General features: G+C 68.5%; 15 protein-coding genes, 1 tRNA gene and 2 pseudogenes. 16 read left to right on the forward strand and 2 right to left on the reverse strand.

From position 1 onward, the window contains the following. The first annotated feature begins 39 nt into the window (after positions 1–39). Genes IPJ95_07560 through IPJ95_07570 form a run of 3 tightly spaced genes read left to right on the forward strand, consistent with a single transcriptional unit; the run spans position 40 to position 1,962 of the window. A complete protein-coding gene (locus IPJ95_07560; protein MBK7923480.1) occupies positions 40–1,497 on the forward strand; it encodes an FAD-dependent oxidoreductase in 1,458 nt (485 codons plus the stop codon). Positions 1,498–1,511: 14 nt separating this feature from the next. Then, positions 1,512–1,655, forward strand: coding sequence for a hypothetical protein (locus IPJ95_07565; protein ID MBK7923481.1), 144 nt, complete (start codon positions 1,512–1,514; stop codon positions 1,653–1,655). Positions 1,656–1,677: 22 nt separating this feature from the next. After that, positions 1,678–1,962, forward strand: coding sequence for a rhodanese-like domain-containing protein (locus tag IPJ95_07570; GenBank protein MBK7923482.1), 285 nt, complete (start codon positions 1,678–1,680; stop codon positions 1,960–1,962). 3 nt (positions 1,963–1,965) lie between these two features. Here the strand turns inward: IPJ95_07570 and IPJ95_07575 are convergent, their stop codons facing one another. Then, positions 1,966–2,409, reverse strand: coding sequence for a Spy/CpxP family protein refolding chaperone (locus IPJ95_07575; protein ID MBK7923483.1), 444 nt, complete (start codon positions 2,407–2,409; stop codon positions 1,966–1,968). A gap of 117 nt (positions 2,410–2,526) precedes the next feature. On the opposite strand from IPJ95_07575, the gene IPJ95_07580 reads away from it, so the two are divergent. The 10 genes and pseudogenes from IPJ95_07580 to IPJ95_07625 all read left to right on the forward strand — a co-directional run bounded on the left by IPJ95_07580 (position 2,527) and on the right by IPJ95_07625 (position 8,276). Further along, positions 2,527–2,597, forward strand: a tRNA-Cys gene (locus IPJ95_07580). A 219-nt stretch (positions 2,598–2,816) separates the two neighbouring features. Beyond that, entirely contained in the window at positions 2,817–3,917 is a 1,101-nt protein-coding gene (locus IPJ95_07585) for an RHS repeat-associated core domain-containing protein (protein MBK7923484.1), read from the forward strand. Between the two features lie 119 nt (positions 3,918–4,036). Next, the gene (locus IPJ95_07590) at positions 4,037–4,348 is read left to right on the forward strand and encodes a hypothetical protein (GenBank protein ID MBK7923485.1); all 312 of its coding nucleotides are present in this window, start codon (positions 4,037–4,039) and stop codon (positions 4,346–4,348) included. A 6-nt stretch (positions 4,349–4,354) separates the two neighbouring features. Beyond that, positions 4,355–4,597 (forward strand): hypothetical protein, encoded by a 243-nt coding sequence (locus IPJ95_07595; protein ID MBK7923486.1) that lies wholly within the window; start codon positions 4,355–4,357, stop codon positions 4,595–4,597. 3 nt (positions 4,598–4,600) lie between these two features. Beyond that, positions 4,601–5,284: pseudogene (locus IPJ95_07600) on the forward strand (RHS repeat protein). A 20-nt stretch (positions 5,285–5,304) separates the two neighbouring features. Then, positions 5,305–5,712 (forward strand): hypothetical protein, encoded by a 408-nt coding sequence (locus tag IPJ95_07605; protein MBK7923487.1) that lies wholly within the window; start codon positions 5,305–5,307, stop codon positions 5,710–5,712. 474 nt (positions 5,713–6,186) lie between these two features. Then, positions 6,187–6,294: pseudogene (locus IPJ95_07610) on the forward strand (RHS repeat protein). Positions 6,295–6,309: 15 nt separating this feature from the next. Next, positions 6,310–6,501 (forward strand): hypothetical protein, encoded by a 192-nt coding sequence (locus tag IPJ95_07615; GenBank protein MBK7923488.1) that lies wholly within the window; start codon positions 6,310–6,312, stop codon positions 6,499–6,501. Between the two features lie 689 nt (positions 6,502–7,190). After that, positions 7,191–7,706, forward strand: coding sequence for a hypothetical protein (locus IPJ95_07620; GenBank protein MBK7923489.1), 516 nt, complete (start codon positions 7,191–7,193; stop codon positions 7,704–7,706). 405 nt (positions 7,707–8,111) lie between these two features. Continuing rightward, positions 8,112–8,276 (forward strand): hypothetical protein, encoded by a 165-nt coding sequence (locus tag IPJ95_07625; protein MBK7923490.1) that lies wholly within the window; start codon positions 8,112–8,114, stop codon positions 8,274–8,276. Positions 8,277–8,332: 56 nt separating this feature from the next. Here IPJ95_07625 and IPJ95_07630 read toward each other — a convergent pair whose 3' ends face one another. Continuing rightward, a complete protein-coding gene (locus tag IPJ95_07630) occupies positions 8,333–9,019 on the reverse strand; it encodes a hypothetical protein (GenBank protein MBK7923491.1) in 687 nt (228 codons plus the stop codon). 642 nt (positions 9,020–9,661) lie between these two features. Here IPJ95_07630 and IPJ95_07635 point away from each other — a divergent pair. The 3 genes from IPJ95_07635 (at position 9,662) to IPJ95_07645 (ending at position 16,576) form a co-directional block, all read left to right on the forward strand. After that, complete coding sequence (locus IPJ95_07635) at positions 9,662–11,146, forward strand: hypothetical protein (protein ID MBK7923492.1); 1,485 nt, start codon at positions 9,662–9,664, stop codon at positions 11,144–11,146. 1,241 nt (positions 11,147–12,387) lie between these two features. Continuing rightward, positions 12,388–14,409: an RHS repeat-associated core domain-containing protein gene (locus IPJ95_07640; protein MBK7923493.1), complete on the forward strand. Its 2,022-nt coding sequence runs from the start codon at positions 12,388–12,390 to the stop codon at positions 14,407–14,409. A 1,585-nt stretch (positions 14,410–15,994) separates the two neighbouring features. Then, positions 15,995–16,576 (forward strand): hypothetical protein, encoded by a 582-nt coding sequence (locus tag IPJ95_07645; GenBank protein MBK7923494.1) that lies wholly within the window; start codon positions 15,995–15,997, stop codon positions 16,574–16,576. Positions 16,577–16,719 lie beyond the last annotated feature (143 nt).

Raw genomic sequence — 16,719 nt, forward strand, 5'->3', positions numbered from 1 at the left:
CTATATTGGCATATACTCAACCAACGATCCGGAGGCGACATGGCGCGCGTCGTGGTGCTGGGGGCCGGGATCGCGGGGCATACCGCCGCGCTCCACCTCCGCCGGCTGCTCGACCGGGGGCACGAGGTCGTCGTGGTCTCCCCCAACTCGCAGTGGAACTGGATCCCCTCCAACATCTGGGTGGGCGTGGGCCGCATGGCGGCCGCCGACGTGACGTTCCCGCTGGCGCCGGTCTACCGGCGCCAGGGCATCGACTTCCGGCAGGCCCGGGCGGTCGCGATCCACCCTGAAGGCACGGGCGAGTCCGCCACCCCCCAGGTCGAGGTCGAGTCCACCGCCCCCGACAGCGCCGGCACCCGCAGCCGCATCACCTACGACTACCTGATCAACGCCACCGGGCCGCGGCTCAACTTCGGCGCCACGCCCGGCCTGGGCCCCACGGGGCATTCTCTCTCCGTCTGCACCTACGGGCACGCGGAGGAGGCGGCGCGCGCCTTTGCCCAGGTGCTCGCCCGGCTGGAGCGCGGCGAGCGGCAGACCCTGGTCATCGGCATGGGCCACGGCCTCTGTACCTGCGAAGGCGCGGCCTTCGAGTACACCTTCAACGTGGAGCACGAGCTGCGCCTCCGCGGCCTGCGCGACCGGGCCGAGGTGGTGTACCTCACCAACGAGGCGGAACTCGGGGATTTCGGCGTGGGCGGGATGTTCTTCCAGCAGCAGGGCTTCATCACCTCGAGCCGGCTGTGGACCGAGTCGCTGTTCCGCGAGCGCGGCGTGCGGCCCATCCTGGGGGCGCACGTGCAGCGGGTGGAGCCCAACCGGATCCACTACGAGACCCTCGACGGGACCGAGGCGGTGCAGCCGTTCGACTTTGCCATGCTGCTGCCCCCCTTCCGCGGGGCGGAGCTGCAGGCCTTCGACCGGGCAGGCCAGGACATCTCCGCCACCCTCTTTGCGCCGAGCGGCTTCATGAAGGTGGACGCGGCCTACGGGGCCAAGCCGTTCGAGGAGTGGCGCGCCGAGGACTGGCCTCGCACCTACCAGAGCCCGTCGTACCCCAATCTCTTTGCCGTCGGGATCGCCTTTGCGCCGCCGCACCCGATCTCGCGTCCCCGGACCAGCGTCCGCGGCACGCCGATCGCGCCGGCGCCGCCGCGCACCGGCATGCCAAGCGGGGTGATGGGCCGCACCGTGGCGCAGAACCTGGCCGGCATGATCCAGCGCGGCGAGACCGGGCCGAAGCGGCACGCCTCCATGGCGGCGATGGGCGCCGCCTGCATCGCCTCGGCGGGCGCGGGGATGCGCCAGGGGACGGCCGCCGCGATGACGATGTTCCCGGTGGTCCCGGACTACCAGCGCTATCCCCGCTTCGGCCGCGACGTCGGCGACACCTACGGCGAGATCGGCCTGGCGGCGCACTGGCTCAAGCACATCCTGCACCACGTCTTCCTCTACAAGGCCAAGGCCCGGCTGGGCTGGGCCCTGCTCCCCGAATGACGGGACACCACGCCATGCCCGAACCCGCCCCGTTCGCCTCCGACGCCCCGCTGCCCACCGCGCGGACCGTCTGGATGCGCACCTTCCTGCCCTGGCAGCTGATCCGCTTCTTCTGGCTCAACGTCCGGATGATCCGGATGGTGGGCCGGGCGCACTGATGCCCTACCCCCTGGAGCGCGCATGAAGGCGCCGACCTACCGCGGCCAGCGGGTGGACGTGCTGCTCGACGTCCGATCCCGCATGGAATTCCTGCTGGGCCACCTGCCCGGGGCCCTCTGCATCCCGGTCGACCGGGTGGAGAGCGAGGTCCCGCGCCGCACCGAGATCCCGAAGACGGCCATGATCCTGGTCTACTGCCAGAGCGGCGCCCGCTCGGCCCGGGCGGTCGGGGTCCTGCGACAACTCGGCTACACTCGCGCCGTCAACGGCGGCGGCATCGCGGACCTCAAGCGGGAGCTGCGCTGAGCGCTACCGCGGCGGGGTGCCGTGCATCCGCTGCATCTGCTCCTGCTGCCGCTGGTCGAGGACCTGCGCCTGGTCCGGGGTGAGCAGCGGCCGCATCCGCGCGTGGAAGGCCATCCGCCAGGGCATCAGGCGCAGCATCGCCGCCCGCATCTCCTCCTGCAGCCGCAGCAGCGAATCGGCCGGCGCGCCCCCCTGGCGCGCGGCGCGCACCGCGGCCTGCAGCGCGGCGGCCCGTTCCCGGTCGGCGCGCGACTCGGCGAGCAGCGTGTCCCGCAGCGGCTGCAGGCGAGCGGCCTGGTCGGTGGTGAGCTGCAGCATCGTGGTCAGCATCGGGATGGTGGGGGGAAAGCCGGCGTCGTCCAGGGCCATGCCGCCCGGTCCGCCCTGGGCGCTGAGGCCGCCGGCCAGCAGGGTGGTGACGAGGGCCAGTCCGGTTGCGTACCGCATGGTGTCTCCAGGGAAGGGGTCTCGCCCCGTGGACGCCGCCCGTGGCGGGCCGTTAACGGGACTCCGGGCCCCGGCTTCCTTCCGGGGGCTCCGGAGGGTAGTTTTTCGCTCCCTCCCGGCGCCGTAGCCAAGTGGTAAGGCAGAGGTCTGCAAAACCTCCATCACCGGTTCGACTCCGGTCGGCGCCTCTGCAGGAGCCCAGCACCAGACCAGAACGGCCGCCCCTCCGGGCGGCCGTTTGGCGTTCCGGCCCCAGGGTTGAGGGGACCCCAGCCAGACCGCCACCTTCGGCGGAGACACGCTCTACCAGGCGGCCTACACCCGCGACAACGGCGGCCGGATCACGGGGCTCACCGAGACGGCGCTAGGACGCCGGCGGCCAGGTCACGAGCTACACCTACGACGTCCTGGGGAACCTGACGGCCGTCACCCTCCCCGACAGCACCCAGATCAGTTACCTGGTGGATGGCCAGGGCCGCCGGATCGGGAAGAAAGTGAACGGGGTGCTGGTGCAGGGCAGGCTGTGGCAGGGGCAGCTGGCGCCGGTGGCGGAGCTGGACGGCAGCGGGCAGGTGGTGAGCCGGTTCGTGTACGGCACCCGGGTCAATGTGCCCGACTACATGGAGCGGGGCGGGGAGACCTACCGGCTGGTGACGAATCACCTCGGGAGCGTCGAGCTGGTGGTGAACGCCGCCACCGGGCAGGTGGTCTCATGGCGCGACTACGACGAGTGGGGCCGGGTGGTGGCGGATTCGAACCCGGACTTCCAGCCGTTTGGGTTCGCGGGGGGGATCCAATCCCAGGATGTAGCTCTGGTGCACTTTGGAGCTCGTGACTACGACCCGCATACGGGTCGCTGGTTGACGCCAGACCCGATCGGGTTTGCCGGCGGTGACGCGAATCTGTTTTCCTACGTTGGGGATGATCCCGTCAACCGCACCGATCCGCTAGGACAAGATTGGCTCACGATCGCGGCAAATGTCTCGGCGGGCTTCGGAGACATTATCAGTCTGGGCCTAACCAAGGACTTCAGAGAGTTCTTCGGATACGACAACGTCATTGATTACTGTGGGGGCATCTATGGCTTGGGAGAGGCCGCTGGTATCGGGACATCGCTGCTTCTCGGTGGGGCGAGTGCAGCGGAGAATGCCCTGCGGATGGGCGGAGCCAGGGGCGACATCCTGAAGCGGTTGGGCAGGGGACTCGGGCGCTTCATCGTTGACAACCGCACTTTCCCCACCGTAAGTGAGCAGTACTGGAGAGGACGGGGTGCAGGTGGCATGCACCTTCATCACTGGTTCCTGCCGAAACGGGTAAAGCCGATCAACGCCGGATGGAACCTCTTCGCAATCCCCGGAACGCTGAACAGCTTCATGAACGGTACCGGGCTCCTGGCCCACGCGGCAGAATGGGGCATCAAGCTGGGAGTGCCTTCGCTCGTCGCTGGCTGGGCTGCACAAGGGGCCTCCTATGGTAGCGAGAGGGATAGCAGATGCCAATGCGAGTGAATGGATGTGACTTGACAGTCACAGTGAATGGCGCCACCGCGCATGCGGAAACAACAACAGGGGTGCTCGACGAAGTATCGAGGGCCGTGAGCGCCGGTGGTAACGCCTCGGCAGCGGTCATGCTGCCGTCGCGCGACGGTGCGTTTACCCGCAGAGTGTATCGGGTGCTCGGGGTAACGGCACCGGTGCCCGAGCGCCGGCTCTCCGTGTTCTCAGACGGCAGCCTGGTCCTGGTGACCTACGAAGACGATGATCACGAGTGGGTGATTGAAGGAGCGCCCCGACCCGGAACGGTTCAGCTCCGCACCCGCAGAGGCGAGCCCTTCGCAGTCCCCGCATCGGACTGTACGAGCCCAGAGCAGGCCTTGGATGCGGTGAGGGAATTCCTCGCCACGGGGAAGCGGCCCTCTGGGCGGTGGAGGCGGTCGTAGTTGAGGTTGGCTGATGAGACGTCTTACCAGGCCGACTACACCCGCCAGACGGGGGGGGGCACGACCACCTGGGACTACGACTACTCCGCCTCGGGCCGCCTCTTCCGGGTGGTCCGGGACAGCGCCGACACCACGGTCTACAGCTATGATGCGAACGGCAACCGGATCCAGGTCGTCTCCCCCCTCGGCACCGTCACCGGCACCTACGACGGCGAGGACCGGCTGCAGACCTACGGCGGCGCGGACTAGACCTACAACAACGCCGGCCAGCTCACCCAGAGGGACGCCGGCGGCCAGATCACGAGCTACACCTACGACGTGCTGGGGAACCTGACGGCCGTCACCCTCCCCGACAGCACCCAGATCAGTTACCTGGTGGATGGCCAGGGCCGCCGGATCGGGAAGAAAGTGAACGGGGTGCTGGTGCAGGGCTGGCTGTGGCAGGGGCAGCTGGCGCCGGTGGCGGAGCTGGACGGCAGCGGGCAGGTGGTGAGCCGGTTCGTGTACGGCACCCGGGTCAATGTGCCCGACTACATGGAGCGGGGCGGGGAGACCTACCGGCTGGTGACGAATCACCTAGGCAGCGTGGAACTGGTGGTGAACGCCACCACCGGGCAGGTGGTCTCGTGGCGGGACTACGATGAGTGGGGCCGGGTGGTGGCGGATTCGAACCCGGACTTCCAACCGTTCGGGTTTGCGGGGGGGCTGTACGACGGGGCGACGGGGTTGGTGCGGTTTGGGGCGCGGGACTACGATGCCGGTCGCCGGCCGATGGACCAGCCAAGACCCGCCCGGCATCGAGGGCGGGGTCAACCTCTTTTGACTAGGCGCATTCGGCGATCCCCGTCAACCGCGTTGACCCGACTGGGCGTTTCTGGCATTCTCTTGGGGCGGTCCTCGGTGCTGGGCGACCTGGGCCCTTCCAGCTCGCACTAAACGGTTTCAACTTCGCGTGCGTGGATTGGGGAGATGTCGCGATGGGCGGGATTGCTGGTGCGCTCGGTAGCGGACTGCTCGCTGGCGCGGGCAAGCTGAGCAAGTCGACAAAGTACGCAAGGGCGTTGAAGGAGTATCGGCTGGCACACAACATTCCCGGCCGTTCAAGTCCGTTGTATCAAGAGGTTCATCATTGGTTCTTCGAGGCTAACGGGTTCATCGGGAAGCATGTGCCAGAGGTGATCAAGAATCAGCCGTGGAACTTCAACGCGATTCCGAAGGGGATCCATGACATGATCAGCCTCAGGCAGTTCAATCTCTTGGAGCGATGGCTTCATGGCACGCCTGGGTGGGCGAAAGGGTTGGAACTGTCTGGCGCCGGGGCAATCACTGCTGGAGCCCTTGAGGGAGATAACTGCGGATGTTGACATTCCCGTGTCTTGCCTTCGTGTTCTCGGGTCGCAGCGTTGTTGTGGCTAGAGACAAGACGTTTTTCGAGACTAGCACGAGTTCGCAGGTCCGGGCGGGCTTCTGGCGGGTACCATTCCGTATTGTGGATGTCGACTTGCGGGAATTCGAAGCGAGGGAGCTACTCATTCTTGGAGGCCGAGGGCGTTGGTGGGGGTGGCGGCTGTCGCTCAACCGTGAGATTCGGATTCGGCTTGACTTCGCACCGTGCGGGCCGACCTCCCTCCAGCAGGTCAAGGCGATGACCGCTGCGGCGATCATCAATGATCCCACCGGGATGTGGCTCGGTGGTGATCGAAGCCCGGAGGAGTTGGTCGAGGTAGTAGAAAGGAGCGATTCAATCAGGGGGTTGATTCAGGAACTGGCCTGGCCGCCGCTCTCATTGTAAGAGTCAGCCGCCCAGGCACATCATGACCTAGGCCCCGAGGCACACCTACAACAACGCCGGCCAGCTCACCCAGAAGGACGCCGGTGGCCAGGTCACGAGCTACACCTACGACGTCCTGGGGAACCTGACGGCCGTCACCCTCCCCGACAGCACCCAGATCAGCTACCTGGTGGATGGCCAGGGCCGCCGGATCGGGAAGAAAGGGAACGGGGTGCTGGTGCAGGGCTGGCTGTGGCAGGGGCAGCTGGCGCCGGTGGCGGAGCTGGACGGCAGCGGGCAGGTGGTGAGCCGGTTCGTGTACGGCACCCGGGTGAACGTGCCGGATTACCTGGAGCGCGGGGCGAGACCTACCGGCTGGTGACCAACCACCTCGGGGAGCGTCGCCCTGGTGGTCAACGCCAGCACCGGCCAGGTGGTCTCATGGCGGGACTATGACGAGTGGGGCCGGGTGGTGGCCGAGTGGGCTATGGATCGAGACGGGATTGGACCTCGCGTCGCTAGCACTTAGTCTGAGAGACTACGCATGTCGCCCTTCACTCCTAAACGGGTTCTGGGTAGGCTTGGACCTCATAAGTGCGCTGATTCCGATTCTCCCTGCCCTCGGCCTCCTCCGGCACGGGGACGACGTCGCCGATCTGGCGAGGCGAATGACACCGGACCAGCGAGCCCTGAAGGACCTCGTGGATGAGGTTACCCACGGCGGGAGGAAGCCGCTGAGCGTTGAGGATGCTGAGACGGTTCTCGACTGGGCCGAGGAAGTGGACTATCCTGGCCTGCGGGCCGGTCCAGGGGATGTCGCCAATCCATCGAACTGGACTGCGAATCCCGTTCCGCACATCCATATCCCGGGAGCAGGACGCGGTGGCCATGTGCCGGTTCAGCCAGGCGTGACGCCAAGGCCATGAATGGGACCCCGGTTGTCAATGGGTTCTTGGTCGTTCGCAAGCCAGCTCAGGCATTCGATGAGACTGGTCGAGGGGCTTTCACGTCTCGGCCCCCATGCCACGGGGGTCTCTGTTACGCGGGGTGGACCGATTGGCCTGGTTTGACGTGGATGAGGAGCACTATGGGGGGGGGCTGCCGGTGGACGTCTCGGCGGCAAGAGAGCGTGCGCGTTCGCATGACACGGACGATATCGGGTTACCCCTCTGCAGGACCATCAAGGACACCGCTCTCCTGTTGGCTTGGAGCAATCGAAGGGCCAATAGAAACGAAGTCATCGCGGTACGTGCGGATGCGCTCGATGAGATCAAGGGACAGATTGAGGTCCCGAGACTCGCACTCGACTGGATCGGCGTCGACGTCGTCGCGGCCGGGCTTGGCTCGCTCTTGCTGGTTGCGTACTACCGGCCAGACCTCTTTTCCGGCTGGCCCGAACGCTTCGGAGGCTCCGGCCTAGCCGCAAGCCGACTTCAGGCGGAGGAGTTCACCGCAGTGTATCGACGGCTCGCTGACTATGGATCCGTCGAGGACCTCGACGAGTCCTTAGGCGCACCGATGGTCATCGATGTCGCGCGGGTGGACCTCCCGGTTCGACCTGGAGTTGATAGGAGTCGGCTTGTGTGAACCTACCTGTTACTCCCCTGAGCCCACCGTCGTTGGTGTTTGGCCCGCCGCCACCGAGTTGACTGTGACCAACGCCTACTCCTACGAGGCCGTCGATGGCGCCGGCCAGAAGCGCCGGGGCTTGGAGGCCGCCATGAACTCAGCGGCGGTACACGCCACCCTCGAAGCGCGAGGACTGATCGTGCTGGCGCTGCAGGAAGCCGACGCAACCCTCCCGGCGGCCCCGGCACCCGGACCGCCCCCCCCTGGCAGCGGCTCGCGCGATGTCCTTGAGGCCACCCGCGCCCTCGCCGCCCTCCTCCCCGCCGGCCTGCCACTCGCCCGGGCGCTCCACGCCGCGGCCGAGGTGGCGGGCCCCGGTGGGGGCGGCCCTGCGGGAGGTGCAGGCCCGCGTGGAGCGCGGGGGTGGACGTGCGGGTCTCGACCATCCCGACGCTCCACGGCGAGAGCGTGGTCCTCCGGCTGCTCCGCGAGGAGGGCCGCCGGGGGTCGCTGAGGGAAGACGGGCTGCGGCAGGTGCGGGCCGGAGTCACCACGGTGGAAGAGGTGCTGCGGGTAACGCAGGGGTAGAGGCGCGGAGCGACGGACCGACCTTCCATCGGTCCGTCGTTCCCACGCTTCGCCGTTCACTCACGCCGCCGGCGCCGCGGCCCCGGATCGCCATCCCCCCCCCGGGTGTCCCGCACCGGCCACGGCACGTTCCGCGCGCTCTCCCACCCGGCCAGCTTCTCGGGGTCATTCCGGAAGCGGAACTGGTTCATCCCATCCAGCTGCTTGAGCAGCGCCGTGATCTGGGCCGCCACCTCGTCCAGCTCCGCGGTGGCCTCGACATGCGCCCGGGTCCCCGCGTTCGACTGCTCCACCGAGGCATCATACCGGTCCAGCTGCGCGCCCAGCTCCTCCAGCAGCCCCTCCGGCAGCCCGTGCTGCAGGAAGGCCTCCCGCCGTGCCACCGCCTCCTCCAGCATCCGGCGCGCGGCCGCCCGGAACGTCTGGTGCTTGGTCTTGCCCTTCGGCATCCGATACAGTCCGCGCAACTCCGGGTGCTCGTGCGCCACGACCTCGGCCACGCGCGCCAGCGGCCGGAGCAGGTTGGCGCGAAGGCCCTCGCGCAGCGTGGCGCGATGGCTGGTCGCGGACTTGGCCGCCGCCCGACCGGCCAGCTGCTGCCGGATCAGCTCCTCCGCCCGCGCCACCATCGTGGCCAGCGCGGTCACCACGGCGATCTCCGCCGCGACGAGGAACGGGTACTGACGCAGGAACCCCAGGCCGCGGGTGGCCGCGTCGACGGTCCTGCCGATCATGCCGTTCATACGACGCTCCTTTCGTGACTTCCTGGGCCCGGACCGACGGTCGGGTCACCCCCGGGCAACGACCTGCGGATGGGCAGTGGGGTCGCGCGGTCCCGACCGGCGGCGCGATCCGGGAGGCCGCTCACGCGAACTCCGTGCCAGTGCGTGTCCCCGGTCACATCCTTCGTCAGGCAGTGCCCCTCGCCCGACGCAGGATCATCGCGGTGATCCGGACCTTGCACGCGGCCACGGCCGGCATGCCCAGCGCATGATCCGGGTGCCCCCTGGGCGCGCCCCGCTGCGCCCTCGCCCAGGGGAGTTCTCCCCCGCCTCATGTCCCGCGCCCCCGCGTCATCTCTTCCATTCCCAACGCTTTCCGCGCCTGCCCCCGGCGATGATCCGCCCGCCACCATCCATGATCCCGTGGCACCGCCACCCACGGCCCCCCGCGCGATCCATGATCCGATACGGCCTCCCCCGCTGCCTCCCCGCCCACGCCACGCGCCGGCCCCTCCGCCGCCCATGATCCGGTGCTCACCGCCCGCCGGTACTGCCCCCTGTCCACGCGTGCCCGCACCCCTCGGAGTGTCCACGGCTGCGGACACCACCGTCCGCGAATGAGGACGCCGGGGTGGCCCCGACTCCCCCCGATGCCGGCTTAAGGTGATCTGGGCCGGCCTGCTCCGGGACAGCGTCCAGGTGGCCTACGACAGCGCCTTCCGGGTCAAGACCCAGACGGTCCACGGCAGCAGCACCGTGAGCTTCAGCTACGATCGCGACGGGCTGCTGGTGGGGGCGGGGGCCCTGCGGCTGGGGCGGAGCGCCACCCACGGCCTGCTCCTGGCCGATACCCTGGGCCCCGTCCGGGGAAGCGACAGCTACACCACCCGCGACTCGCTCGACGGAACGCTGCACCAGGCCTTCGCCTACGACTCCAACGGCAACCGCACCAGCCTCACCACCGCCCTGGGGACGGTCAGCTCCAGCTACGACGCCCAGGACCGGCTCACCCGGAGCGCCACCAGCGGCGGGGTGGTGACGCTCTACGCCTACGGCTCGAACGGGGAACTCCAGACCAAGACCGACTCCGCCACCGGCGCCCAGACCCGCTACCAGTACGACGCCCTGGGCAACCTCCTCACGGTGGTACTGCCGACCGGCGACAGCGTCGAGTACCTGATCGACGGCCAGAACCGCCGCGTCGGGCGGAAGCTCAACGGGGCGGTGACCCACCGCTGGCTGTACCAGAACCAGCTCAACCCCATCGCGGAGCTCGACAGCACCGGCGCCATGGTGAGCCGCTTCGTCTACGGCAGCCGGGGCAACGTGCCGGACTACCTGGTCCGGGGCGGGGCGGTGTATCGTCTGGTGACCGACCATTTGGGGAGCGTCCGGGCGGTGGTGGACACCGCCACCGGCGCGGTGGCGCAGTGGACCGCCTACGACGCCTGGGGCAACGTCCTCGCGGACAGTGGGGCGGGCTTCCAGCCGTTCGGGTTCGCGGGCGGGCTCACGGACAGTGCGACGGGGTTGGTGCGGTTCGGGGCGCGGGACTATGATCCCGCGGTGGGGCGGTGGACGGCCAAGGATCCCATTGGTCTGCTTCCCCCGGACCTCGCCCTGTACGCGCATGTTGGCAGTGACCCGGTGAACCGGATTGACCCGACCGGTTTGTCGTGGTTCCTCCCGCGAGATGGTGAAGCCGCTCTCAACTACTACCGCTCGGTCTTTTGTGATCCATCGGCCTCGGGTCTGCAGCGCGCGGCGGCGTTGGGCGGAGGGCTATTCGCGGCGCTGTGGACGCCGGATACGTGGTGGAAGACCAGCCTTGCCCTTGGTGGTGGGTGGGTTGCCGGTGAGCTTAGCGCGGCCAGATCGGCCACGTCATTCTTCGAGGGCACCAGCTACTCACCCGAGGTCCTGGCAAAGAACCTCAGGGACCCCATCCAACATGGCTTCAGCGAGAGCGTGCATGCGTTTGAGTCAGCCGGTCGGGTATCAACGTTCATTGGAGGTGATGGCGCCGCCTACACGAGCCTGGAAATCCCCGGTGGACTCCGTGTGGGTGGACGGGCGATAGAGGGAGTGTTCCAGTTCTACAAGGATTTCAATGGGGTCATCACCCACCGCTATTTCAACCCCTTCTGAGAGGGTCGGCACCGTGGTCCGGCAACTGTGGGCGTTTCCCAAGAGCTTCGACGCCGCACCAGCCTCACTTCCCAGCGGTGCGGTCGACGAGCCAAGGTACTACTTCCTGGCGGGTCCAGTGCGACCGGGCACGATGGGATGATCGTGCGCGTCTCGCCGGTCGGGGGTAGGTCCTGGCTTGGCGTGTTCGCGTTCGGATCACCAACCGGAGATGCCTTGGACTTGGTGGCCAGTACCCTCATCTGCACAGGCTATTGGTTGTGTCCAAGGGATTGGCGGTCGCTGTTCGCACTGACATGCCCCGCGACTGGTTCGAGGTTCCCATCTCCCCGGTTTGTGAGGTCCTCCCTGCTCCGGAGCAGAAAGTCCTTGTGTTGACAGGGTACACCCAACTGGCTGGATTGGGCGAGCAGGGGATACGTTGGGTCAGCGAACGAGTCTCAATCGACGGAATCGCATCTTGGGCATCCGAGGGAACCACCTCGCCGGTGAGGCTTCCGATCCTACTGGTGGGACCGTCGTACCGTTCTCCGTCGACCTGGCTACTGGCAGGCACCAGGGTGGCTCGGGTGGGCGGTATCAGTAGGGCATGGATTGGGGTACCTGACATCACGTAGGCATCGCCCCATCCGCAGCATCCGATTAGGACGAGCAAATGGCCGGGACTACCGAGTTGGACAGGATACTGGAGACGCTCACGACGCTCGGCGCAAGGGACCTCCGCGGCGCCACGGGGAGGCGGGCCGCGGAAGGGGCGATCCATTCTCTTTTGGAAGTGGTGAATGGGCGCGATGACATCCTTCGCGAGAAAGTCAGGAGTCGCATGAACGCTAACATGTCGGCGTTGTTGCTCTGGTTCGCCAAAGAGCGGGCTGCCAGAGCCATAGGATTGCGGTCGTCGGAGGAATTGCAGCAAGGTTTCGCTGCCCTTGCCCTGGAGGACTTCAGTCAAGATCTGCGGGATAGTCTCACGCCACTCGCGCTGTTGTGTCACGCTGGCTGCGCGGCTCGACGTGGATCCAGTCTCGGCATTGCGCTCCATAGAGCATTTGGCCTCCCCGGCGGCGGCCCCGCCAGATAGTGGCATTCATCAATCGGCCAGCTGAGTTAAGGAGGATCGAGGCATTTGACTACAAAGAAGGTGATGGTTCTCAGCCCTTCGAGTTCGTCCCGTCACGATCGGACTAGCGACGTCTCGCAGGGGAGACAGGGACAGCATCGTCCGGCCCGACTCCATCGCCGTGCGCTTCGGCTACGACACCGCCGGGCGGCCGAGCACCGTGCAGTTCGACCGCGGGACGCTCGGGTTCAGCTACAGCGCCGCCAGCGGCAACCTCACCCGGATCACCGCGCCGGGGAACGACACCCTCCGGTTTGCCTATGACGGGAGCCTCCCCACCAAGGTGATCTGGGCCGGCCTGCTCCGGGACAGCGTCCAGGTGGCCTACGACAGCGCCTTCCGGGTCAAGACCCAGACGGTCCACGGCACGAGCACCGTGAGCTTCAGCTACGATCGCGACGGGCTGCTGGTGGCGGCGGGGGCGCTCCGCCTGGGCCGCAGTGGCACCCATGGCCTGTTGCTGGCCGATACCCTGGGCCCCGTCCGGGGGAGCTACAGCTACACCAGCCGCGGGGAGCTGGCCGGCCTCCACCAGGCCCGGAGTGGCACCACCCTCCTCGGCACCGGCTACCTGCGGGACAGCCTGGGCCGGATCACCCAGCTCACTGATTCGGTGCGCGAGGCCGGGGGCACGCTCCAGGTGCGGCGCTGGAGCTATGTCTATGACGGGGTGAGCCGCCTGCTCCGCGACTCGCTCGACGGGGCGCTGCACCAGGCCTTTGCCTACGACTCCAACGGCAACCGCACCAGCCTCACCACCGCCCTGGGCACGGTCAGCTCCAGCTACGATGCCCAGGACCGGCTCACCCGGAGCGCCACCAGCGGCGGCGCGGTCACCCTCTACACCTACGGCTCGAACGGCGAGCTCCAGACCAAGACCGACTCGGCCACCGGCGCCCAGACCCGCTACCAGTACGACGCCCTGGGCAACCTCCTCACGGTGGTGCTGCCGCCCGGCGACAGCGTCGAGTACCTGATCGACGGCCAGAACCGCCGGGTCGGGCGGAAGTGGAACGGCGCGGTCACCCACCGCTGGCTGTACCAGAACCAGCTCAACCCCATCGCGGAGCTCGACAGCGCCGGCGCGCTGGTGAGCCGCTTCGTCTACGGCAACCGGGCCAACGTGCCGGACTACCTGGTCCGGGGCGGAGCGGTGTATCGTCTGGTGACCGACCACCTGGGGAGCGTCCGGGCGGTGGTGGACACCGCCACCGGCGCGGTGGCGCAGTGGACCGCCTACGACGCCTGGGGCAACGTCCTCGCGGACAGTGGGGCGGGCTTCCAGCCGTTCGGGTTCGCGGGGGGGATGGCGGACAGTGCGACGGGGTTGGTGCGGTTTGGGGTGCGGGATTACGATCCGACCATAGGGCGGTGGACGGCGAAGGATCCGGTTGGGTTCCTTACCGGCAGAACAAACCTTGTCGCGTATACCGCACAGAAAATCCCATCGATCTCCTCGATCCCTCAGGCACCGTGGCCGGTCCCCTGCAGCAGCTCCCGGCTTCTCGGCGGCTTACCGGCGGGCTTCCCGGGCACTGGCCTTGGGGGAGGCGTCACCGGCGGGTTTACCTCGTCCCGGGCCGGTTGTTCGTCACCTTCACAGCGTCAGCTTCATATGGTGGTGGAGCGTTGCGCTGGTGTAAGTGCAACAGGGGGCCTCTCCAGCTCAAGCAGTGACCTGCCCGTTGGAATCAGTGAGGCAAGAGCGCGGTCGTTGCTCAAGCAAACGCTGGGCTTAGGTGGAGCAAGGGGCATTGCCGCCACTCGTGGTGAGAATGGTGACTTGGGCTGGGCTCCGGGGGTATTTCCGAGGTTTGGGGCGGGAATCGGGGTGCGGGCATCGATTGGAGTACAGAAGGCCACCACGATTGCCTCACCGCCAATTTTCAAGGTCCTGCGCGATCTGTGGAGGCGGTTCTTCGGACGCCGCCCGCGATTATTGGTGGGCTCTGTCTCACCTAACTCTCGGTCAGTCGCGTTGTCGAGTTGTTTGCCAACGCTGGGAGGGACAGGTGTGCCGTGTGCTAGGCCGTCCGCTTCCCGACCCCGTTCCGCAGGCATGATGAGTGGGGCCTTCTATGCTCTCCAGGCGAGGTACATTTCAGCGCTGGTCGGAGTCGGTGGCTATTTCCTCGGCTGTTGAGTTGCTACTACTGGCCTCCGCCCCGTTTGTGTTGTGCGGTGTCTTGGGAACCTGGATCTGGATTGGCGCCTCGTTGTACGGGTGGCTTATGAAGACAGCACAGGCCGTTCCCGGGATCGAGACGTCCAAAGGGTGACCCGTTGCTCGATGGAGGGCGTCGCCCACATGGGGCTGTTGACCTTTCCCCGTTTCAGGGCCGCTCAGGATCGGAGCCTCAGGCTGGGGCGGACCTCCCCGGACTAGGGACCACTAAAGGAAGGGCGCAGACCGGCAAGCGGTTCCGGGCCTGGGATATCGTGCCCCCATGCGGCGCGGCGGCCGGCGCTGGTCCGGCACCCGCTAGTCCTCCCGCCCCCCGCGCCCGCCGGCGCCACCGCCACTAGGCGCGCGGGTGGGGTCGGCACCGCCACCGCCGGCTGCCCCCACGGTGACCCGCCCGGCACGGGTGGCCCGGGAGCGCGACCGCCGCCGCTACGGAGCGCCTGCCAGTCCTTCCCATGGGCATCCGGCGCCACCAGGCGGGGCGCGGCGCGATCCCCTGCGGCGTCGCGCTCGCCGGGCCCCGCGCCGGGTGGACCGCCACCACCAGGGCAAACGCGCGCCGCCCCACCGGGCGACCAAGCCCCGCGGCGTGCCGGGCCGGGAACTCCGCCGCCGGCGATGGTGCCGGCGTCCACAGGCCGGTGACCAGCAAGTGCTCCGCCGCACCCCGGTCCGCTCTCCCTTGTAGATCAGCCCGGGGTCGAGGTCCCTCCGCGCCTCGGACACCGTGCCCGACCCCAGCAGCCGCACACGTGCCGATGGACGCACGCTGGCCAGCCGCGGGGCGCAGCCATCAAGGACCTGGTAGGCGAGGTGGTGCGGTCCCACGATGATCCAGTGCTCACCCCACGCCGGACGGCCCGGCTCACCAGCCTCGAGGGTGGGCACCACGCGAGACAGGCCCGCGGCCAGGAGGCGCAACAGCGTCGCCGCCGCCTGCACGTCCGCCGCCGCTGCACCCCATCCACCCGCGCCCGCTGGCGGACGGTCAGCCCCCGCGGGATGGCGCGGGTCCTCCGGAGCACGGCTGCTCAATACTCGTGGCCCGGCACGAGCAGACCCCGCAGGCAGGTCGCGAGCCGCCCGTCGGCGCCCGCCAGCGGATGCAGCAGCGCCCGCACCGATCGGGTGCGGCAACCGCGCCGGGGCACCCCCGCCAACAAGGCCGGGGCCGGGCCGGCGACGATGCCCGGCCACGAGCATCCAGGGGATGGAACCTTCCGCCGGGAGCACTTGCATGACCACCATGGATGGGGACAGGCGCAGGGATCTCCGCAATACGAGCGCCCGGGACCGCCCGCCGCGCGGTCACCCGTCACAACGCGCCTCCGCGACTGCCGCGGCGGCCGTGCCACACTCGCCCGCGCCGGCCCGGTGCGCCAGGTGCAATCGCTTGTGCCGCCCGGCGTTCCCGTCGGCCGGATTCCGGGCCGCAGCGTCGTCACGCTCGCAGAATGCAAGCGCCCCTATGATCCAGCCCACCGGTGTCCACGTCCTTCGCCGTACTCTGTGGGTCCGCGTCGGCAGCCGCCGGCGGCCTCCCGTGCCGCCCGATCCCCGAGGACTCCAGACCCATGTCCACCTTTCTCAAGACCCTGCGCGGCGGTACCTCCGCCGAAGAGCTGGCCAGCTCGCGCAACTCGTCAGCCGCCTCGACACCCAGCGGGCCGGCCTCGAGCAGCTGGTGCGGAGCGCCGATCGCTCGATCGGCCAGCTGCGGCGGCTGAGTACGCTCGGCGAGCGGGTGAAGCACCATCGAGCGGCGGCTGGCGGGGTCGAGGAGCTGGCGGGACGCTTCGGCGCGGCGGAACGGCTCGCCACCCTGGTGGACACCCGCAACCAGCTCGAGTCGGACCTGGCGGACATCGGCCGCGGCATCGAGCGCACCCGCGGCGAGGGCCGCGGTGGTGCAGACAGGTGGCGCGCGCACCATGGCGCTCGGGACGACCTCGCCGGCTTCCGGCGCTCGAGGGCCCTTCCGCCAGCTCGGGGCGAGATGGACACCCTCTCCTCCAGGGCGGGCCTTCCGCGGCGAGCTGGCCCGGCTGCGCAGGCAGCACGCGCGGGACAACTGGCCCAGTACAAGGCGGCCAGCGGCCGGATCGGGTCCTTCGACGGCGACTGACCTCGCCCGGACGCTGGGCGAGACCGGGCATCGCATCGCCGGCATGGAGCAGCTGCTCACGACCTTGGCCCGATGGCGGGAGTCGGTGGCCCAGACCCGGCGCCAGCTCGCCGGCGTGCGCGCCACCGCCGACCAGGTGGGCC

The sequence above is a fragment of the Gemmatimonadota bacterium genome, from assembly GCA_016713785.1.
Classification (GTDB): Bacteria; Gemmatimonadota; Gemmatimonadetes; order Gemmatimonadales; family GWC2-71-9; genus JADJOM01.